Annotated in this window: 11 protein-coding genes and 1 pseudogene; 4 read left to right on the forward strand and 8 right to left on the reverse strand. The window is 45.8% G+C overall.

Translation table 11 applies throughout. The features are described 5' to 3' along the window. Together C8R34_RS12955 and C8R34_RS12960 are read right to left on the reverse strand one after the other, a co-directional pair. Window positions 1–3756, reverse strand: coding sequence for an ATP-binding protein (locus tag C8R34_RS12955; RefSeq protein ID WP_110341277.1), 3756 nt, complete (start codon window positions 3754–3756; stop codon window positions 1–3). Between the two features lie 145 nt (window positions 3757–3901). After that, the gene (locus tag C8R34_RS12960; RefSeq protein WP_207896477.1) at window positions 3902–4804 is read right to left on the reverse strand and encodes an SPFH domain-containing protein; all 903 of its coding nucleotides are present in this window, start codon (window positions 4802–4804) and stop codon (window positions 3902–3904) included. Window positions 4805–5018: 214 nt separating this feature from the next. Here C8R34_RS12960 and C8R34_RS12965 point away from each other — a divergent pair, with 214 nt between their 5' ends. Further along, entirely contained in the window at window positions 5019–5732 is a 714-nt protein-coding gene (locus tag C8R34_RS12965) for an OmpA family protein (RefSeq protein ID WP_258364500.1), read from the forward strand. Continuing rightward, entirely contained in the window at window positions 5732–6997 is a 1266-nt protein-coding gene (locus C8R34_RS12970; RefSeq protein WP_110341283.1) for an ExeA family protein, read from the forward strand. Before C8R34_RS12965 ends, C8R34_RS12970 begins: the two co-directional genes overlap by 1 nt. A gap of 135 nt (window positions 6998–7132) precedes the next feature. Here the strand turns inward: C8R34_RS12970 and C8R34_RS12975 are convergent, their stop codons facing one another. Beyond that, the gene (locus tag C8R34_RS12975) at window positions 7133–7354 is read right to left on the reverse strand and encodes a DUF2798 domain-containing protein (RefSeq protein ID WP_110341285.1); all 222 of its coding nucleotides are present in this window, start codon (window positions 7352–7354) and stop codon (window positions 7133–7135) included. A gap of 351 nt (window positions 7355–7705) precedes the next feature. On the opposite strand from C8R34_RS12975, the pseudogene C8R34_RS12980 reads away from it, so the two are divergent. Continuing rightward, window positions 7706–7933 (forward strand): annotated as a pseudogene (locus C8R34_RS12980) (transposase); the annotation flags it as partial. A gap of 89 nt (window positions 7934–8022) precedes the next feature. On the opposite strand, the gene C8R34_RS12985 reads toward C8R34_RS12980, so the two are convergent. From C8R34_RS12985 to C8R34_RS13000, 4 genes are all read right to left on the reverse strand, one after another. After that, window positions 8023–9240 carry a hypothetical protein gene (locus tag C8R34_RS12985; RefSeq protein WP_132467103.1) on the reverse strand — a complete coding sequence of 406 codons (1218 nt, stop codon included), beginning with the start codon at window positions 9238–9240 and terminating at the stop codon, window positions 8023–8025. Window positions 9241–9450: 210 nt separating this feature from the next. After that, window positions 9451–10233, reverse strand: coding sequence for an outer membrane lipoprotein-sorting protein (locus C8R34_RS12990; RefSeq protein ID WP_110341289.1), 783 nt, complete (start codon window positions 10231–10233; stop codon window positions 9451–9453). Continuing rightward, window positions 10230–12569 carry an RND family transporter gene (locus C8R34_RS12995; protein WP_110341291.1) on the reverse strand — a complete coding sequence of 780 codons (2340 nt, stop codon included), beginning with the start codon at window positions 12567–12569 and terminating at the stop codon, window positions 10230–10232. Before C8R34_RS12995 ends, C8R34_RS12990 begins: the two co-directional genes overlap by 4 nt. A 97-nt stretch (window positions 12570–12666) precedes the next feature. Continuing rightward, on the reverse strand, window positions 12667–14049 hold the full coding sequence (locus tag C8R34_RS13000; protein ID WP_110341293.1) for an aminotransferase class I/II-fold pyridoxal phosphate-dependent enzyme: 1383 nt from the start codon (window positions 14047–14049) through the stop codon (window positions 12667–12669). A 129-nt stretch (window positions 14050–14178) separates the two neighbouring features. Between C8R34_RS13000 and C8R34_RS13005 the strand changes: the two genes are divergently transcribed. Then, a complete protein-coding gene (locus C8R34_RS13005) occupies window positions 14179–14385 on the forward strand; it encodes a plasmid stability protein (protein WP_110341295.1) in 207 nt (68 codons plus the stop codon). A 46-nt stretch (window positions 14386–14431) separates the two neighbouring features. Here the strand turns inward: C8R34_RS13005 and C8R34_RS13010 are convergent, their stop codons facing one another. Beyond that, the gene (locus C8R34_RS13010; RefSeq protein WP_110341297.1) at window positions 14432–16036 is read right to left on the reverse strand and encodes an NAD(P)/FAD-dependent oxidoreductase; all 1605 of its coding nucleotides are present in this window, start codon (window positions 16034–16036) and stop codon (window positions 14432–14434) included. Window positions 16037–16100: the final 64 nt, after the last annotated feature.

Consider the following 16100-nt stretch of genomic DNA (forward strand, 5'->3'; position numbering starts at 1 on the left):
TCATACATCTTTTTTATACAATGCAGCCAAATATGTTTCAACTTTGGCCATCTCTACATCAAAACTTGGCAACAATTCTGTCAATGCCTTTGCGTCGCCACTTTTCCCGGCTTTTTCCATGTTCGCACACAATTCACCCAATTCCAGCGCACCCACTGAACGTGATGAAGATTTGAGTTTATGCGCAAGTGCGCCGACTGCCGTCCATTGTCCTGCTTGATAAGCAGCTCGTAGTTCCTTAGCTGTTTTTTCCGCGCTGGTGCGATAATCCTGCAGCATATCTTCGATCATTTCCGGGTCATTACCTACCAGTTGTTCAAGAACATGTATATCCACCGGAATCGGAATCGCAACTGATTCAGTTTCAGAAATGGTCACAGCAGGTTGAGGCGCTGATTCTGTATCTGTAACAGCTTTACTGCTGGATAAGTATTTGTCCAAAATTGATCGCAAGTCTTCAAGCTGCGCCGGTTTGCTCAGATAATCATCCATACCGGTATTCAGGCAATGCTCCCTTTCACCTTTCAGCGCATTGGCAGTCAATGCGATGATGGGAATATGCTTCTGACCCGCTTCTTGCGCACGGACATTCTTTGTCAACTCAAAACCATCCATTTCCGGCATATGCAAATCTGTCAGCAATAGACCGTAATTATCTTTTTGCAGACGCTTCAATGCTTCGCTGCCATCATTTGCAATATCTGCGGCATAACCGAGTAAGCTAAGCTGTTGTTTAATCACTTTTTGGTTAATATCGTTATCCTCAGCCACCAGAATCAGTTTGCCTTGCCGCAAAGCGTCTTCGCGCGAAACGGGTGCGGGTGCAGATTTGCTGAGTGCATCGGCGGATGGTGTTTTTTCCTCATTTAACTCAACCCTTCCCGCTGCGATAGCCATTGCACGAAGTAAGGATTGACGATACATCACATCACCATCCAGCGTAACGATATCAATATCTTCAATGCGCGCTTGCCGACGGCGGCCGCGCTTGATAATGATAAAGTGCGGCTGTATATCAGATTGTACCGCGGCAGACCCAGCAGTTACCGTACGTCCTGACACATTGGAACGGCTAGCAAATATCTTACGTAATTCCTCAATGGATAGCGTTTGTTGTCCAGCATCAATCACAATGAGCCACAAACCGGGAGCCAGACTTTGGATAAGTTGGCGCACTGAATCCGGGTTAGATACCTGTTCGACAGCTGCACCAGCACTTTTCAGATAAACAGCCAGATCACTGCTTAAGCCATCCATGTCACCTAATATCAGGCAATTCAAGCCGGTCAGATCGTCAATCTTGCCATCGGTGATCGAAGTAGCCGGCAACGGTTTAAATGGCATTTGTATAATAAATGTGGAACCTTGCTGTGGCTCACTTTGCACGGCTATTTCCGCATCCATCAGTTCCGTCAAATGGTGAGAAATAGCCAATCCAAGTCCGGTACCGCCAAAGCGCCTTGTGGTTGATGCATCGCCTTGCGAAAAGGATTTAAAGAGCTTTTCCTGCGTTTCTTTATCCATACCGATACCGTTATCACTCACCTGAAATGTAATGATGACCTGATCAGGATGAGATTCAGTCAACAATACCCGCACCGATACTTTGCCGTTTTTCTCCGGTCTACTGGAAAACTTGATTGCATTGTTGATAATATTGATGAGCACTTGGCGCACGCGTAACGGATCCCCCAATACATTTTCCGGAATTGCAGGATCGATAAATAATGTCAACTCCACATTCTTAGTCAATGCCAGATGTGCCAGCATGCCGCAGGCATTTTCCACAACACTGGTCAAGCGCATGGGAATTTTTTCTATTTCCAACTTGCCTGCTTCAATCTTAGAAAAATCAAGAATATCCTCAATAATGGCCAGTAAGGCATACGCTGAATCCCGTATTAAATTAGCCATCTCCATCTGATAGCCACTCAGACTGGTTTGCCTTAGTACATCAACCATCCCAATCACGCCATTCATGGGTGTACGAATTTCATGACTCATGGCGGCAAGAAAAACCGATTTGGCTTTATTGGCCTGCTCGGCTTCAATCCTGGCCTGCTTTAAATCCTTCATGATGCGCACATGCTCGCGGATATCGCGCATCACACCGGTAAAATGCCGCTTTCCGCCAACAAAATATTCGCTGACCGCCAGATACAATTCAATGCGATTTCCATCCTTACGCACGCCCTCAACTTCACGGCCACGGCCAATACCATGCGTACCGGATAAATAGGGACGACCGATATATTCCTGACCATGCCCGGTGCGGCAATAATTTTCCATATAACCGATATGCTTACTACGATCCGGTTCTGGCACGATGATCGAGATGTTCTGTCCGATCATTTCATCATGACTGTAACCAAATAGTTTTCCCATCACCAAGTTAGCGGAAAGAATCGTGCCTATTTCATCAGTAGTAACCACGCAATCCACCATATGCTCAACGACAGAGCGCATTTCTTCTTCTTTAATGGCTAAAGCTGTATTCGCGCGCTGTAAATCGTCAGTACGCGCAGCAACTCTGCACTCCAGCTCTTGATTCAGTTGCAGCAGATTTTCTTCGGCTTTGTTGCGTTGCTGATTACTGGCATCCAGTCGCTCCACCATATTGTTGAACGTATCTGCGAGTTGCCTCATTTCATCCCAACCTTCAATCGCGGCACGTTGACATAAATTGCCTTCGGAAATTTCCAGAGCGCTCTGATTCAAATGCTTTAATGGATCGACAACACGACGATTAAATAACACCGCACCAAATAGCGCCACGAGCAGTGTCAACACCAAGATCACCAATCCGACAAAATGCAGCTTGTGGACAGAAGCAAACGCTTCATCCGCATCGATATGAACTACAACACCCCACTTCATGAGCGGCAAGTAGCGCCATGCGGCGACAACTTCCTTATCACGATAATCCAGCGTCAGCGCGCCACCTGAATCACCGTTCAAAGCATTTTGCATCGCCTCCGCAGCCGGTGTGCCGAGCGGAATTTTGCGTTTCAAAGCAGCATCAGGATCGTACTTTAGGGGCGCCATGACTAAAGCAGAATTATCATCTTCAAGTCGTGCCACAACGGTTTCACCGCTACTGCTAAGCCCAACGTTATTTGCTATCACTGCAAACACACGTTCACTAAAGATTTGCAGCGCCAATACCCCCTTGATTTCTCCATCTATAATTACCGGGGTCGCAACAAATGCCGCGATTGCACCTTTGGAAGGCTGATAGCGTTCAAAGTCGGAGATGCTGCTTTTTGCATTGTCCAACGCGTAGCGGGTAACTTTAGCGAGCCCGGTATCGCGATAAGGGCCTGTGAGCAAGTTGGTTGCAAAATCGGATTCATGTGCTTGCGTGTAAACGATATCGCCCTTAGTGGAAATCAGAAAAATATCGTAATACTTTGCTTCCTCAACAAAGCGTTTGAAATTTTCACGATAACTGGCATCCAATTGACGATAATCATCGGATTCCACGCCACTTTGTTCAAAAATTCTGGAAAATTCTATGAGGGCTGCATGTGTTGTGCTGGAATCACGCACCAAGCTGGAATCAAGAAAGCGTTCCTTCAAGTAGCTTTCAATTTGCTCAATCTTTTTATCAGCAATCGCAGAAAGATTGCTAATCGCGGAATTTTTAATTTCCTTTTCGAAGGTATGCAGCAGGCTATTGCCAATGACTAATATTGGCAGCAAGGAAACCAATGTAAACCAGACAGCGAAACGCTGCGTAAGCGAAGTGAATTTCATCAGTTTCTCCTCACGACAATTGCAACAAAGCTGAATACCTTATTCTCGAGAACAGCAGGAATCATTTTCCCAGCTTGGACTATGTGTTAAAGGCATCATATCATGCTGTTCAAGCAGAGGTAGATACGCGAAGCCATGCGTGCCATCATTGCGTCGTCTGCGCCATCTGAATTACCGGTTGCGCACCCGTTTCCGACAACAATACGGTCATCATATTGGTAACCAGTACGGCACGCTGGTCAGAAGTCAACGATACGATTTTCTTATCCTCGAGGTTTTTCAGTGCCACCTCAACCATACCGACTGCACCGTCAACCAGCTTCTGACGCGCCATCACGACCGCTTCCGCTTGTTGCCGCCGCAGCATGGCATTGGCAATCTCCGGTGCATAAGCAAGATGGGCAATTTTGGCTTCTTCAATCACGATGCCCGCCACATCGACATGTTGCTGAATGGATTCGCGCAACAATCCGGCAATCGCATCCAAATCAGTGCGCAAACTCTTCTTGCGCTTTCCTTCGATTATTTCAGTATCATCATAGGCATGACTGCTGGCAACTTGACGTACCGCCGATTCACTTTGGATTTGCAGATAATTCAAAGTGCTCTCAACATCAAAAATTGCTCGGGCGGTATCCTGCACGCGCCAGGCGATCACTGCCGCAATTTCAATCGGACTACCGCGTTCATCATTGACTTTAAGTACCGGAGTATTCCAATTGTTGATGCGCAGTGACACTCGCGTTCTACGATAAAATGGATTAACCCAGAAAAAACCACTTTCACACACAGTCCCGGTATAGCTGCCAAAAAAAATCATCACCGCCGCCTGATTAGGCTCAAGCGTAAATAAGCCTTTGCAACAAAATAGCGTCGCCACCAATAATACTGCCCCACCGATCAACTTAATGGGGCTACCGGGCGTAGCAACAAGAAAAACTGCAAACAAGAGTGCTGGCAGCAATATCATTAACATGATCCAACCGTTGATACCGGTAATGATCTGTTCGTTGGTGCCAATGGCATTACTACTTGATCTCTGATTCAAAATCATTCTCCTTTAAAACTTGCAAGTTTTAATCCAACAGTTCGTGTAATTTTTAAAAATGCAAAATCAATTGTAGTTAAAAATTTATCAATTAATTTAAAACCCTTCATAACCCATTCATATAAGCAAAGCACCGCTCAATACGCTAAAATATTCCGACTTAAGTCCGTTGATACACGTCTTCGTTTAAAACATATAGATCGAGTACTTTATTATGCGCTCCATTATGATTGGACTATCCCTGATATTCTTCACCTTATCCGCCTTCATCGTATTCAGGGCATCGGAACTTCCAGTTCAGATACCTTTGGCCAATATCCCTTTAGCGGATTTGCCTTTGGTGAATACACCACCAGTTTACACACCTGCTTATCCGGATCAGCCCAACGATGCACCTGTTGAATCAAGTGCTCTAACCCAAAATTCAACTGGGCGTCAAGATGACGGCGGTAGTGCGATTGCTACAGACTTGGAAACAACTAACGCAAAGCCTGAAGACAAGCCAATAACAACAGAAAAGACCAGCGCAAGTATTCATGCCACAGATTTCGCAAATCATCCACGTATCCTGACAGTCTTTGGCGGCCAAACATTTCGTTCCGGTCACGATATTATCAACGATGCCGCCGCTTCCAAGATCGAGAAATTAATCAATGAAATATCAGTATTTCCAAACAGCCTTCTTATTATAGAAGGACATACCGATAATATACCGACGGGTAAATTACATAAGGACAACATGGAGTTATCAGTACGCAGAGCGAAAGCGATTGCGAATATATTGATTTCTCGTGGCATACCGCAAGAACGGATTTCCGTCATTGGGTATGGCGACACTCACCCGATAAGCACCAACAATACAGAAGAAGGTAGAGCAACAAACCGCAGAGTCGAAGTAAAGCTAATGCTTAAAAAAGGGGGAAATTAATGCACATATACGCGCAACACTTCAACCTCAGCATACTCCCATTCGAGAATGTGCCGGATCCACTGTTTTTTTATGACCAGGGCGACCATGCGCGCATCCGCAAGCAGATATCCGGGTCTTTGCAAAGCGGACGAGGATTAATCGTTGTGACCGGACCAATCGGTTCCGGCAAGACAACGCTCAGTCAGATGATAAAAGCTGATTTTCCTGAAAACATCAAATTAATATGGATGGCAGAACCACCCGCGAGTAGTAGCGACCTCTATTTGTTTCTGGCTCAGGAATTAGGATTACAACCCTCTTCATCCGAAAAAACCTTTGTGATGCGGGATATCCGCAATGCGCTCTTAAAGATCAATTCCGAAGGAAAGAAATGTCTGATCATCATCGATGAATCACATCTGATGTCGGATGACGTAATCAATGGCGTCCGTTTGCTCAATAATCTTGAAGAGGGATCCATTAAGCTCATCCAATTGCTGCTCCTCGGTCAGGAAGAACTATTGGAAATGATCAACAGACCAACGATGGAGCCCTTTAAACAGCGAATCGCCGCACTTGAAACGCTGGGGAGGATGAATGTTGATGCCGTCAAAAGATATATCTCCCATCGCATCAAGGTTGCTGGTGGCACCCCTGATCTCATAACGGACACAGGATGGGAAGCGCTTTCCATTGCATTTCAAGGGGGTGGAACACCTCGAACGATTAACTCATTATGCGACAGATCACTGAGTGTTGCATTTGAACGGGAAAAACCCGTTGTTGATGCGCATGATGTTTATGAAGCCACGCAACGCTTAGGATTGAGAACAGACGTTTTTCATTATATTGTTTCATTGAAAAGCCAAGAAAGAAAAACTCAAGAAATGCATGCAGCAGCGCAGCAAAGTGCTTCTGCAACAACATCAACTGAGGCACCGCCACCCAAAGCGTCATCATCTGAAGCACCGCCACCCGAAGTACCATCACCTACCAAGGAACAACAATCTGTTTCTCCCATTAATAGAAAAACAAAACAAAATGCCAACATTGCAATCAATGAAGTTCCGGATGATCTCAGAGAAAGAATGGAAATAGCTGAATCATCCTATGAGGACATGGCCAATGCAATTAAAACGAAATATAGCCAGAAAAGTCTGAAAATGCCGACTGTGTTACTGATCGCATCAATGCTATCATTCGTTGCGAGCCTTGTATTCTTTTGTCATCGAACCGACTCGATAGGATTCATTGGCTGCATAATGGATCTATTCAGCTTTTAAATTACTTTTCGGGAAGCTAGATTCTGCCGCCAATATGCTGGTATTTATCAACGCCAGATGCCATCGACATTAAAATCAAATTTTTCTTGTTGGGTTATGGATTGAAATTGCAAAAAACCTGGTTGATCTCTAGAGCTAGCGGGTCATTGAATTCACAATACGTCTAAACAGCGGTGACAACAGCAGCAAAAGAGCGAAACCGATTGGGAAAGCAATGCTCCACGAATAGAGCCATTCGTTGATGAAAGCATTCGAGAAACCAAGGTTCACCGCGGTAACAGTTGCAGATACACAACCCGTCATTGTCGCCGACATCATTAAGCAATAAACACAATGCGTTAACATTTTCTGTTTCATGCAAATCTCCCAACGTCAAGCCCCAAATATTGCAAATTGTATATTGTACGTAACGTAAGCACACTAGCGCAAAAATACCTTAGTCGGTCCTGCAAAACGCTTGGAAACCGAATAAATGTTCGAATACGTACGAATTAGCAAACACTGAAATCCCTGGGAATTTATACTACTTCCATCGAAACCTAAGGGAATTAGGGGAAACTTAAATGCCGACTGATAATTTTTTGAGATGTGTTGTCAAAAATGCAGTCCATGTGTTTAAGCAGCGGCTAGATTCGCACGATGGTGTAACGAATTTTGTGTAAATGGTCATTTAGCAGGAAACTGCTTATATACCTTTTTGAAGTAGAAATGACTACACGCAAATCCCTACCGACCGACTTAATTGATAGCCTGCTGCCCGATTACAAAAAGCCGAAAGATTTAATCGACGAGAACGGTCTTCTCAAGCAACCCACCAAAGCGCTGGTTGAACGCGCTCTGCAAGCAGAAATCGCCGAGCATCTTGGTCACGATAAGCACGAAACGATAAACAATCTCACTGGGAATGCCAAAAATGGCAAAAGCCATAAGACCGTCCCTTGAGCGGCTCATGGTTTAGAACGTCTTTGAGGCGCTCACCCAATGAATCTCCGGCTTTGCCTAAGGTAATTTAACTTGTGAAATGCTTAGAAATAGCGTGCGATACGGAATTGAATATAATCGTCCTGCCGGTACCCCGTCAGAATTTCAGTTGCGGGTCTATCCGAGGCAATGTGTGAAAAGAATCGGGACTCCAGCTCAATTTTCCACTTTTCACCAATGCGGCGACTGGCCGTTATGGTACCTATTTTGGCCTGAGTCTCAACGTCTGTGGTAACGCCAGCCAATATCTGCGAATTCTGCGTATCATTAAAGGCCAAGCGCACGCCAAAATAAACGTCATTGTTAAAAGGTGTAGGTGGGGCCATTCTGTCACGACCGTCATACAGATATTCCGCCAGCAGGCCAAGATCGATATCACTGTTTAACAGACCATAGTGGGTGTACTCAACACCCGCCACCACCGCTGCGAAGCGTTTACCCTGGCCACTGCGTGTAATGGATTCCAATTTGAAAAGCCAATTCCCCAAAGAAGCCTGAGCGTCTAAACTGGTTTGTTGAATCAGATCATAAATCGGGATCAAGGCTGTCGGCGCGACATTCGGACCGTTATCAAAGCGCGGTAACAATCTGGGTTCTCGCCCTATACCCATAAAATGGGCAATACCAATATCTACGTTACCAAAAGTACGGCTCCAGCGTACGGCCCAATCCGGATGCCAGCGACTGGCGTCACTGAATTCCGAAGCATTCTGGTCTACCGGCGGCACAAATCTCAGCCTTCCCCCTGGTGACGAAAAGGTGCGATCCCGAAAATAGGGCATCAATATGAAATTAAAATTTCCGTACGTACTGGGTATATTCAAATTCAACATCGGCTGACCCAGTTTCTCTTCACCGTTAATATTTTCCACAAAATCGATCTGATTGACGATGTCGACCAGGTGTCGTGACTCAGTAACTCCCCAAAATACCCTGCCAACACCGGCTCGCAAACTCCAATTTTGAGTCTGACGCAACCAGTTAAACTCGCGGATATCAAAATGGGTACGATTCTCGTCAATCGCATCTACCCTGGCAAACGGGATAACGGTCAAGCGATCTATCCCGCCGTTCCATTCATGACGAAACTCAGGCTGTATCATGCCGGATGGCACAAAAAGAAGATTATTTTGCTCCGGAAATGCTGGCGCTTTGACGTACGCGCGAAGATCGATAGCCGCAAAACCAGACCACTCAGCAGCCTGAATATGGGTTACCCCTACGATCATTCCCAAGATGGCGAACATTATTCTTAGCAGCATGACAATTATCCTTAGCAACAGTGCCTGAGATGATTCTATGAACGACTTGGCAATTTAATCCGGCATCCCGATGAATGCCGGGTTAAATTTACTGCAATGACACTTTTGCTATTGATGAGCAACTCATATGGAATCTTGGATCGTCACGAAATCGCTTACTGAGATCAATCCATGGCTCCGGTTGAAGCACAACATAGCAAACGTGTATGTTTATTGAACGTTCTTCAGTGAATTTTCAGAAAAATCATTGTCACTCAGACCGATACGGAAACGATAATTGTTGCGTAACAAGGTAGTACTCTTACCGTTTTGATGGTTGACCATTTCGAGTCGAGCGGCTCTCCAATATTGGCCTAAATACTGATTGTAATCATGGAAAGTCAGTGTTTTAAGTAACGTATTCTTACGATCATAAAACTCAATTTTGCGTGGTTGATAGATGGTTTTGTCAATCCATTCCACTTGACGAACATAACCGGAATATTCGTACGCCGGTATATTCTCGATAACAAAGGAATCGTTACCATCCAAAACCTCATCACGCAAATATTTATAGGTGTATTTTTCCAATTCCCATGAAGCGATGTCTTCGTATGCGAATTCACTACCCATGAACGGACCGGATTTGTTAACTGTCGAAATACGTTTCACTCTCTTTAATTCAGGCAGATATAGCCATTGATCATCGGGTTTTAAACCATGCGCAAAGGTTAATATCGCCGTTCCTTTCACATCTGCAGGCCGATGAAAAACACCAAGCTCTTTATCACCATCGCCCTTGACCTCCAATGTTTTGTATGTAAATTCACGTTTACTTTCTGCGCCTTGCGCATTACGCAGAATCATTAAAGAATCATTGATACTGTCGCCGAAACCGCTATCACGACGTTCAACCTCTAAATTGATTGCATAGCCTTTTTCTTCATCGGTCATCGCATACAACAAACCGCTCATACTGAAAAAAAGGCAAATAAGATAAGTTAGTTTTTTCATTTGATTTCTCCTAATTGAGTAACTACAGGTTTTGAAGGTAAAGCTATCCGACGTTTCCATGACTCTAACGCCAGTAAAATCGGTGGCAATAAAAGGAATTCCGCAAATAATCCCAAGGCGAAGATAATTGCAGTGAGTATCCCCATTTCGTTATTGATCTTGAAACTAGAAAAAGCGAATAGAGAAAACCCCATAATCAGCACCGCGGAAGTAATCCATAATGCACTGCCGACAGTGGCAAACGCATATTGAATGGACTGTTCAGGTTCGAGATTGAGTTGTTTTCTGGCATGCTGGTACTTACTAAGAAAATGCACCGTATCGTCAACCAGAATTCCCAGTGTCATTGCCGCAACAACCGAAGCAGCAAGCCCTACTTGACCGACAATTAATCCCCATAACCCAAAAGCCATTCCCGCAGGAACCAGATTGGGAATCAAACTGATCAATCCCAGACCGACCGAACGCAGCACGAATATCAGAATCAGCGAGATAATCCCTATGGCAACGAGCTCTCCGGTAATCATGCTGGTGATATTACGCTGCCCAATATGCGCAAACAGCAAAGTCGGTCCGGTACCTTCACTGTGTTCCATGGCTGTGGTATTCGCCGCCAGCCATGCCTGTGCGCGCGTTTCGAGATCGATAACCTGCTGACTGGAAATACTATGCAGCGTTACCGTCACCCGCGTTGCCGACTTGCCTACATTGATTCGATCATTGAGATCGAGTCCATACGGCAGAGACATTTCGTACATGAGCAGGATCTGGGCGCTCAATTCCTGCGTGTCAGGCAGGCGGTACCACGCCGGATCATCCTGATGCATATTGCGGTTCAGCCGTTTCAAAATATCCGTGGCGGAATACACATGCATCACTTCCGGTTGCTCCCGGTACCACTGCACAAATGCATCAACCTGCTGCAAGAATTCAGGATCGCTGATACCACCATCGATTTCCCGCCCTAATGAATAATCGATGCGATAAACGCCGGTCAGGTGACTCGTGGTGTAATCGGTATCGCGGCGGAATGCTACGGAATCGTCAAAATATTTAACATACTCATCATCCAGTGTATTCAGCGGAATACAGGCAATCAGCACAATGGTTCCCAGAATGAGAGAACTCAAGGTAGCCGTACGATGTGCGATGATGAACTTCGCTAATCGCGCCAGTGTCTTGCTACCACTGATTTCAGCGCGCCCTTGGTGCATGGGCAAAAGCATCATCACTGCCGGCAGGAAGGTAATCGTCAGTAAGAATGCAACGCCAACCCCCATGGCAGTAATGTTCCCAAGATCCTGGAAAGGCGGAACTTCACTATAATTCATCGACAAAAAACCGACCGCAGTGGTCAGATTTGTAAAGAAAATCGCTTTGAAATTAATCTTGATACTTTCAATCATTGCGTCTTTTCTTGATTGACCGCGCCCCAACGCGCTGTAATAGCCTGTCAGGATATGCACTGCGTCAGCGACAACCACGGTGAGCAGTATGGTCGGTGCCGGAATACTGGAGGGAGAAAACGCAATGTTCATCCAGCCTGCCGAGCCGACTGCCGCACTCACAGCCATCGTCATCATCATGACGATGGCGAGTGTTCCCCATATGGATTTAAGGAACAGCCATAGCGCAATACAAATGATGATCAGCATCGCTGGTGTCAGCGTACTCATATCCTGTTTTGACGACTCTGCGAAGGATATGTCAAGAATAAGTGAGCCGGTAAGGCGTACATCGAGGTCAGGATAATTCTTTTTAAGCGCACCCACTAATTCTCTGGTGAATTCAGTGGCCTGCACGGTTTCAGCATCCTGATCCAAACCAGGCCTGTGAACGACAATGTTGAAACCCATTACCTTCGAATTGGGTGAAATAAGCCGGTTCACCAAGAGCGGTTCATTCAATGCAATGTGACGTCTTTGTTCGATTTCCGTCACAGTCAGCTGATCGGCGTTTCTCACTAAATCTTCCACAACGAGCTCATCACCGATTGCATGACTGTGCTGAAAATTGGTGATCGAATCTACGCGGATCGAATAAGGTGTTTGCCAAAGATGCTTGGTAAGCTTTTCAGCAATGATCAGGTTTTCTTTGGTAAATACATCGCCGTTGGCGGGTGTGATGACCACCAGAATATTGTCATCCCTGACGTAGGTTTTATTCAGTGATTCGAAAGCCATGAGTTGCGGATTATCATCGCTAAAAAACATTCGATAATCACTCTTGAAGTGCAGGAACTGTATACCGTATCCAGCGACAGCGATTAACACGGCACTGACAAGAATGGTCAACCAGCGAAACCGCAAAATCTGCTGGGTATATTGATTTAACATGAGCTATTCCTTTCTATTAATGGGGTGGCTGACGCAACTGTTACCCATGCTCCACGGGCGACGATTACCATCACCACCCTCTTCAACCTTGATGACATTAGTATGAAACTGCGCCGGATTCGGTATGCGCGATCACACGCCCGGCCTTTCTATGCAAATGCTGCAACTCTGTCGCGAGCGTGTCGATGGTATGCACAACTTCTTCTTCCGATAAATTGCAGGTAATGAAAAAGCGCAATCTGGCAGCCGATTCCGATACTGCCGGATACATGATGGGATGAACGTTGATGCCCGCTTGATATAATTTCTGCCCAAGCTTCAAACACAGCACTGAATCGCCCAATATGATTGAAACAACGCCTGTGCCGCTAGCCAAGCCGGTATCAAGCCCACGCATCCGCGCTCGCTGCAAAAACAAAGATGACCGGGCACGCAAACGCTCGGCACGCTCAGGTTCACGTTGCAGAATACGCGCAGCGGTCAAAGCCGCCGCAGTGTTGGCCGGCGAGATACCGACACTGAATAATATGGCGCCGGCTGCGTTGTATCTAAGGTTTTCTATCAAGGCATGTGAACCGCAGATATAGCCGCCGCAACTGGCAAATGCCTTGCTCAGCGTACCCATCCAGATATCCACATCCGCAGCATCGATGCCGAAATGATCATGCGAGCCAAATCCGCGCGGACCAATGACACCCGCAGCATGTGCCTCGTCGACCATCAACAAACACTTGTGTTTTTGCTTGATTGCTATAAAGCGCGGCAAGTCGGGAATATCGCCATCCATACTGTAAACACCCTCAATGATAATCAGGGTGCGCTGATATGCATGGCGGTTTTCTTCCAATATCTTGTCCAGGGCTTCCCAGTCGTTATGAGGAAACGTCATACGCCTTGCGCCGGAGAGTTTGCATCCCGTGATAACGCTGTTGTGAATCAGGCTATCGTGTATCAATAGATCGTTAGGGCCAAACAAATGGCTGATAACCGATACATTGGTTGCATAACCGCTCACCAGAGCCAATGCATCTTCAGTGCCGTGAATCTCTGCCAATATCTCTTCCAATTCACGATGTAGCGGTATTTCCCCGGACACGATTCGGCTGGCGGATACCGAGGTGCCATACCGATCAATCGCTGCTTTAGCGGCTGCGGACACTTCCAGGTGACCCGATAACCCAAGATAGTTATAACCGGAATAATTGATGAAATTTTTGCCATCGATGCGCGTGATATGATCGCTCACCCCTTCATGCGGGCTGAAGTAGGGATTATTCATCGATAACGTTTTGAATATCTTCGCCTGCTCCATCAACATGTTGTAGTCTGAGAACTTATCAAAACGGTACCATGCATCGGGAATCGATTCTGAATCGGAAGCAGTTTCCTGATTATTTTCCTTTTCAGATATCAATTGCTTCAGAAGATCGCGCTTCTCCTCGGGTGACATACCCTCCAGCACACCTGTTTCATTCTTCATAGTAGTAACCTTTGTAAACCAATGTTGTTGTATATACTTGGATGAATTGCTGATACCTGCTCAGAATAAGCGCTATCCGCAGGCAAATCTGTGACAAAAATCACCTTGGTAAAGAAATGAACGCACCGATTGCGCGCTGCTCAGCATGGGCGTAGCACAGAAGCTGAAATCCGGGAAATTCTGGAAGAGGCGGTGCACCTTGGAAAGCGTGTCAAAATCGGACCAGAGCTCGCTGCTTTTGGGCAATGCTTTTTGGGGGGGTGGCTTGATTTTAATGACACTCTTGATCAGGCGCCAACTGCGCCGGCAATGTCCGAATTGCTCGATCGGTATTGAAATACCTATCAGATGGAAAGTGAAAAATTTTTACTTCAAACTGGTTTCAGTGATTTCCGCGAGCGACAACTGCCATCATATCCTTCTTGAGAACATTCGAAGCAGCGACTACTCCACCAAACAGTGCTCCGGCGATACCGCAAGCTGCAACATCCTGGCCTGTTAATAACAAATTCTTTATCGGTGTGCGTGCACCCAGCCAGCGTGCATTAAAACGTTCCGGGGTATGCGCCAATCCATAAATTTCCCCCGTCGGGTAATTTGCAAAATGTTTGGTTGATAATGGTGTTGAAAGCTCCCAATAGTCAATGTTTCCTTTGATTGCTGGCACATGGCGCTCCAATTCTTCTAGCAATCGCTTTGACAACCTATTTTTAAACGCTTCGTATTCTTCGCCACGATGCTGCCAGCGTAAATTTTTCCATTTTTCAAAATGCTTGAATGATGTGAGCGTTATAACTTCAATGGTTGCACGGCCGGGATAACGACTTAAGAAGCTTGGATCCTTCGAGGAAGGAAACGATATATAAAGAAACGGGAAAGGAGCATCGATATTTTCACAAGAACGTGCGAAGTTTAGATCATGGTTACTATCAGGATAGATCCAGAGATTTGAATCTCCATAGTTAGCGATTTCCGGAAGATGCTTGAGGCCCACGTAGAGACCAATATGGCAAAAGGAAGGAGGAATAGCACCCAGCAATTTTTTCTCAGGCATAGATTGCGTTACTCCGGAAGGCAGCAAATTGTGATAAGTATTAATTGCACCAGCATCACTAATGATAGTTTTCGCTCTGATCTCGCGCCCATCTTTCATTTTCACGCCGAAAGCTGTTTTATTTTGGTCCACGAGAATTTCTTCCACGTAAGCGCTTATGGCGATGCATCCACCCCCTTTCTCAATCGTCGAGGCGATAGATTCGGCCATTCTTGATGCACCTCCAATTGGATAGCCCGCCCCCTCAAAATAGTGATGCGCGACTATGCTGTGCATTCCAAAACTGCTTTGGCCTGGTGGCAGACCGTAATCTCCCCATTGTCCAGTGAGTACAGCAGCTAGCTCAGGATTGGACGTATATTCCGCGATAGCTTGTGAGGTGGTTTTTTTTGCGTAACGCAAGAATCCATATCGAAGTAAGCCTCCGATACAGCTGGCAATCGGACTTGGGATAGCTTTTTCTGCAAAATACAAACTGCTCAATTTCTGGGCAGAATGGACAGCACGAATATATTTGTCGATAGCTCGCGTCTCAGATGGAAAATAGGAACACATCTGCTGTCTGAAGCTCTCCGTACCTGTCGGGAAATCAAAAACTTGATTTCCGATGAATATCCGATCATATACATCCGGCATTTTGCTCCATAGCAATTCACCATGCGTAAGATAATCAAAGGCCGCTCGAACTTCCATGGTTGGATCGCTGGTACGACCTATATAATGCACGCCGACATCCCATTCGTAATTAGAACGGTGAAATACATGCGTAAATCCCCCTGCCACTGAATGTTTTTCGAGAACAAGTACTTTTTTATTCCCATGCCGAGAGAGCAGTGCAGCCACCGTAAGTCCGCCAATACCGGAACCGATTACAATGCAATCGTAATTTTCATCCAGTTTATGTTGCTTGTAAGAAATACCGACCTGTTTCATTTTATTTCCAGTTTGTGTTCTTTATGAGAAACACCGGCTTGCTTTATTCGACCTCGCCGGTAGT

It is taken from the genome of Nitrosomonas sp. Nm84, assembly GCF_003201565.1.
Classification (GTDB): Bacteria; Pseudomonadota; Gammaproteobacteria; order Burkholderiales; family Nitrosomonadaceae; genus Nitrosomonas.

Excerpts from the sequence above, each read along its gene's own strand:
- C8R34_RS12955 (WP_110341277.1), bottom strand. The coding sequence starts at position 3,756 with ATGAAATTCACTTCGCTTACGCAGCGTTTCGCTGTCTGGTTTACATTG.
- C8R34_RS12965 (WP_258364500.1), top strand. The coding sequence starts at position 5,019 with ATGCGCTCCATTATGATTGGACTATCCCTGATATTCTTCACCTTATCC.
- C8R34_RS12970 (WP_110341283.1), top strand. The coding sequence starts at position 5,732 with ATGCACATATACGCGCAACACTTCAACCTCAGCATACTCCCATTCGAG.
- C8R34_RS12975 (WP_110341285.1), bottom strand. The coding sequence starts at position 7,354 with ATGAAACAGAAAATGTTAACGCATTGTGTTTATTGCTTAATGATGTCG.
- C8R34_RS12985 (WP_132467103.1), bottom strand. The coding sequence starts at position 9,240 with ATGCTGCTAAGAATAATGTTCGCCATCTTGGGAATGATCGTAGGGGTA.
- C8R34_RS12990 (WP_110341289.1), bottom strand. The coding sequence starts at position 10,233 with ATGAAAAAACTAACTTATCTTATTTGCCTTTTTTTCAGTATGAGCGGT.
- C8R34_RS12995 (WP_110341291.1), bottom strand. The coding sequence starts at position 12,569 with ATGTTAAATCAATATACCCAGCAGATTTTGCGGTTTCGCTGGTTGACC.
- C8R34_RS13000 (WP_110341293.1), bottom strand. The coding sequence starts at position 14,049 with ATGAAGAATGAAACAGGTGTGCTGGAGGGTATGTCACCCGAGGAGAAG.
- C8R34_RS13010 (WP_110341297.1), bottom strand. The coding sequence starts at position 16,036 with ATGAAACAGGTCGGTATTTCTTACAAGCAACATAAACTGGATGAAAAT.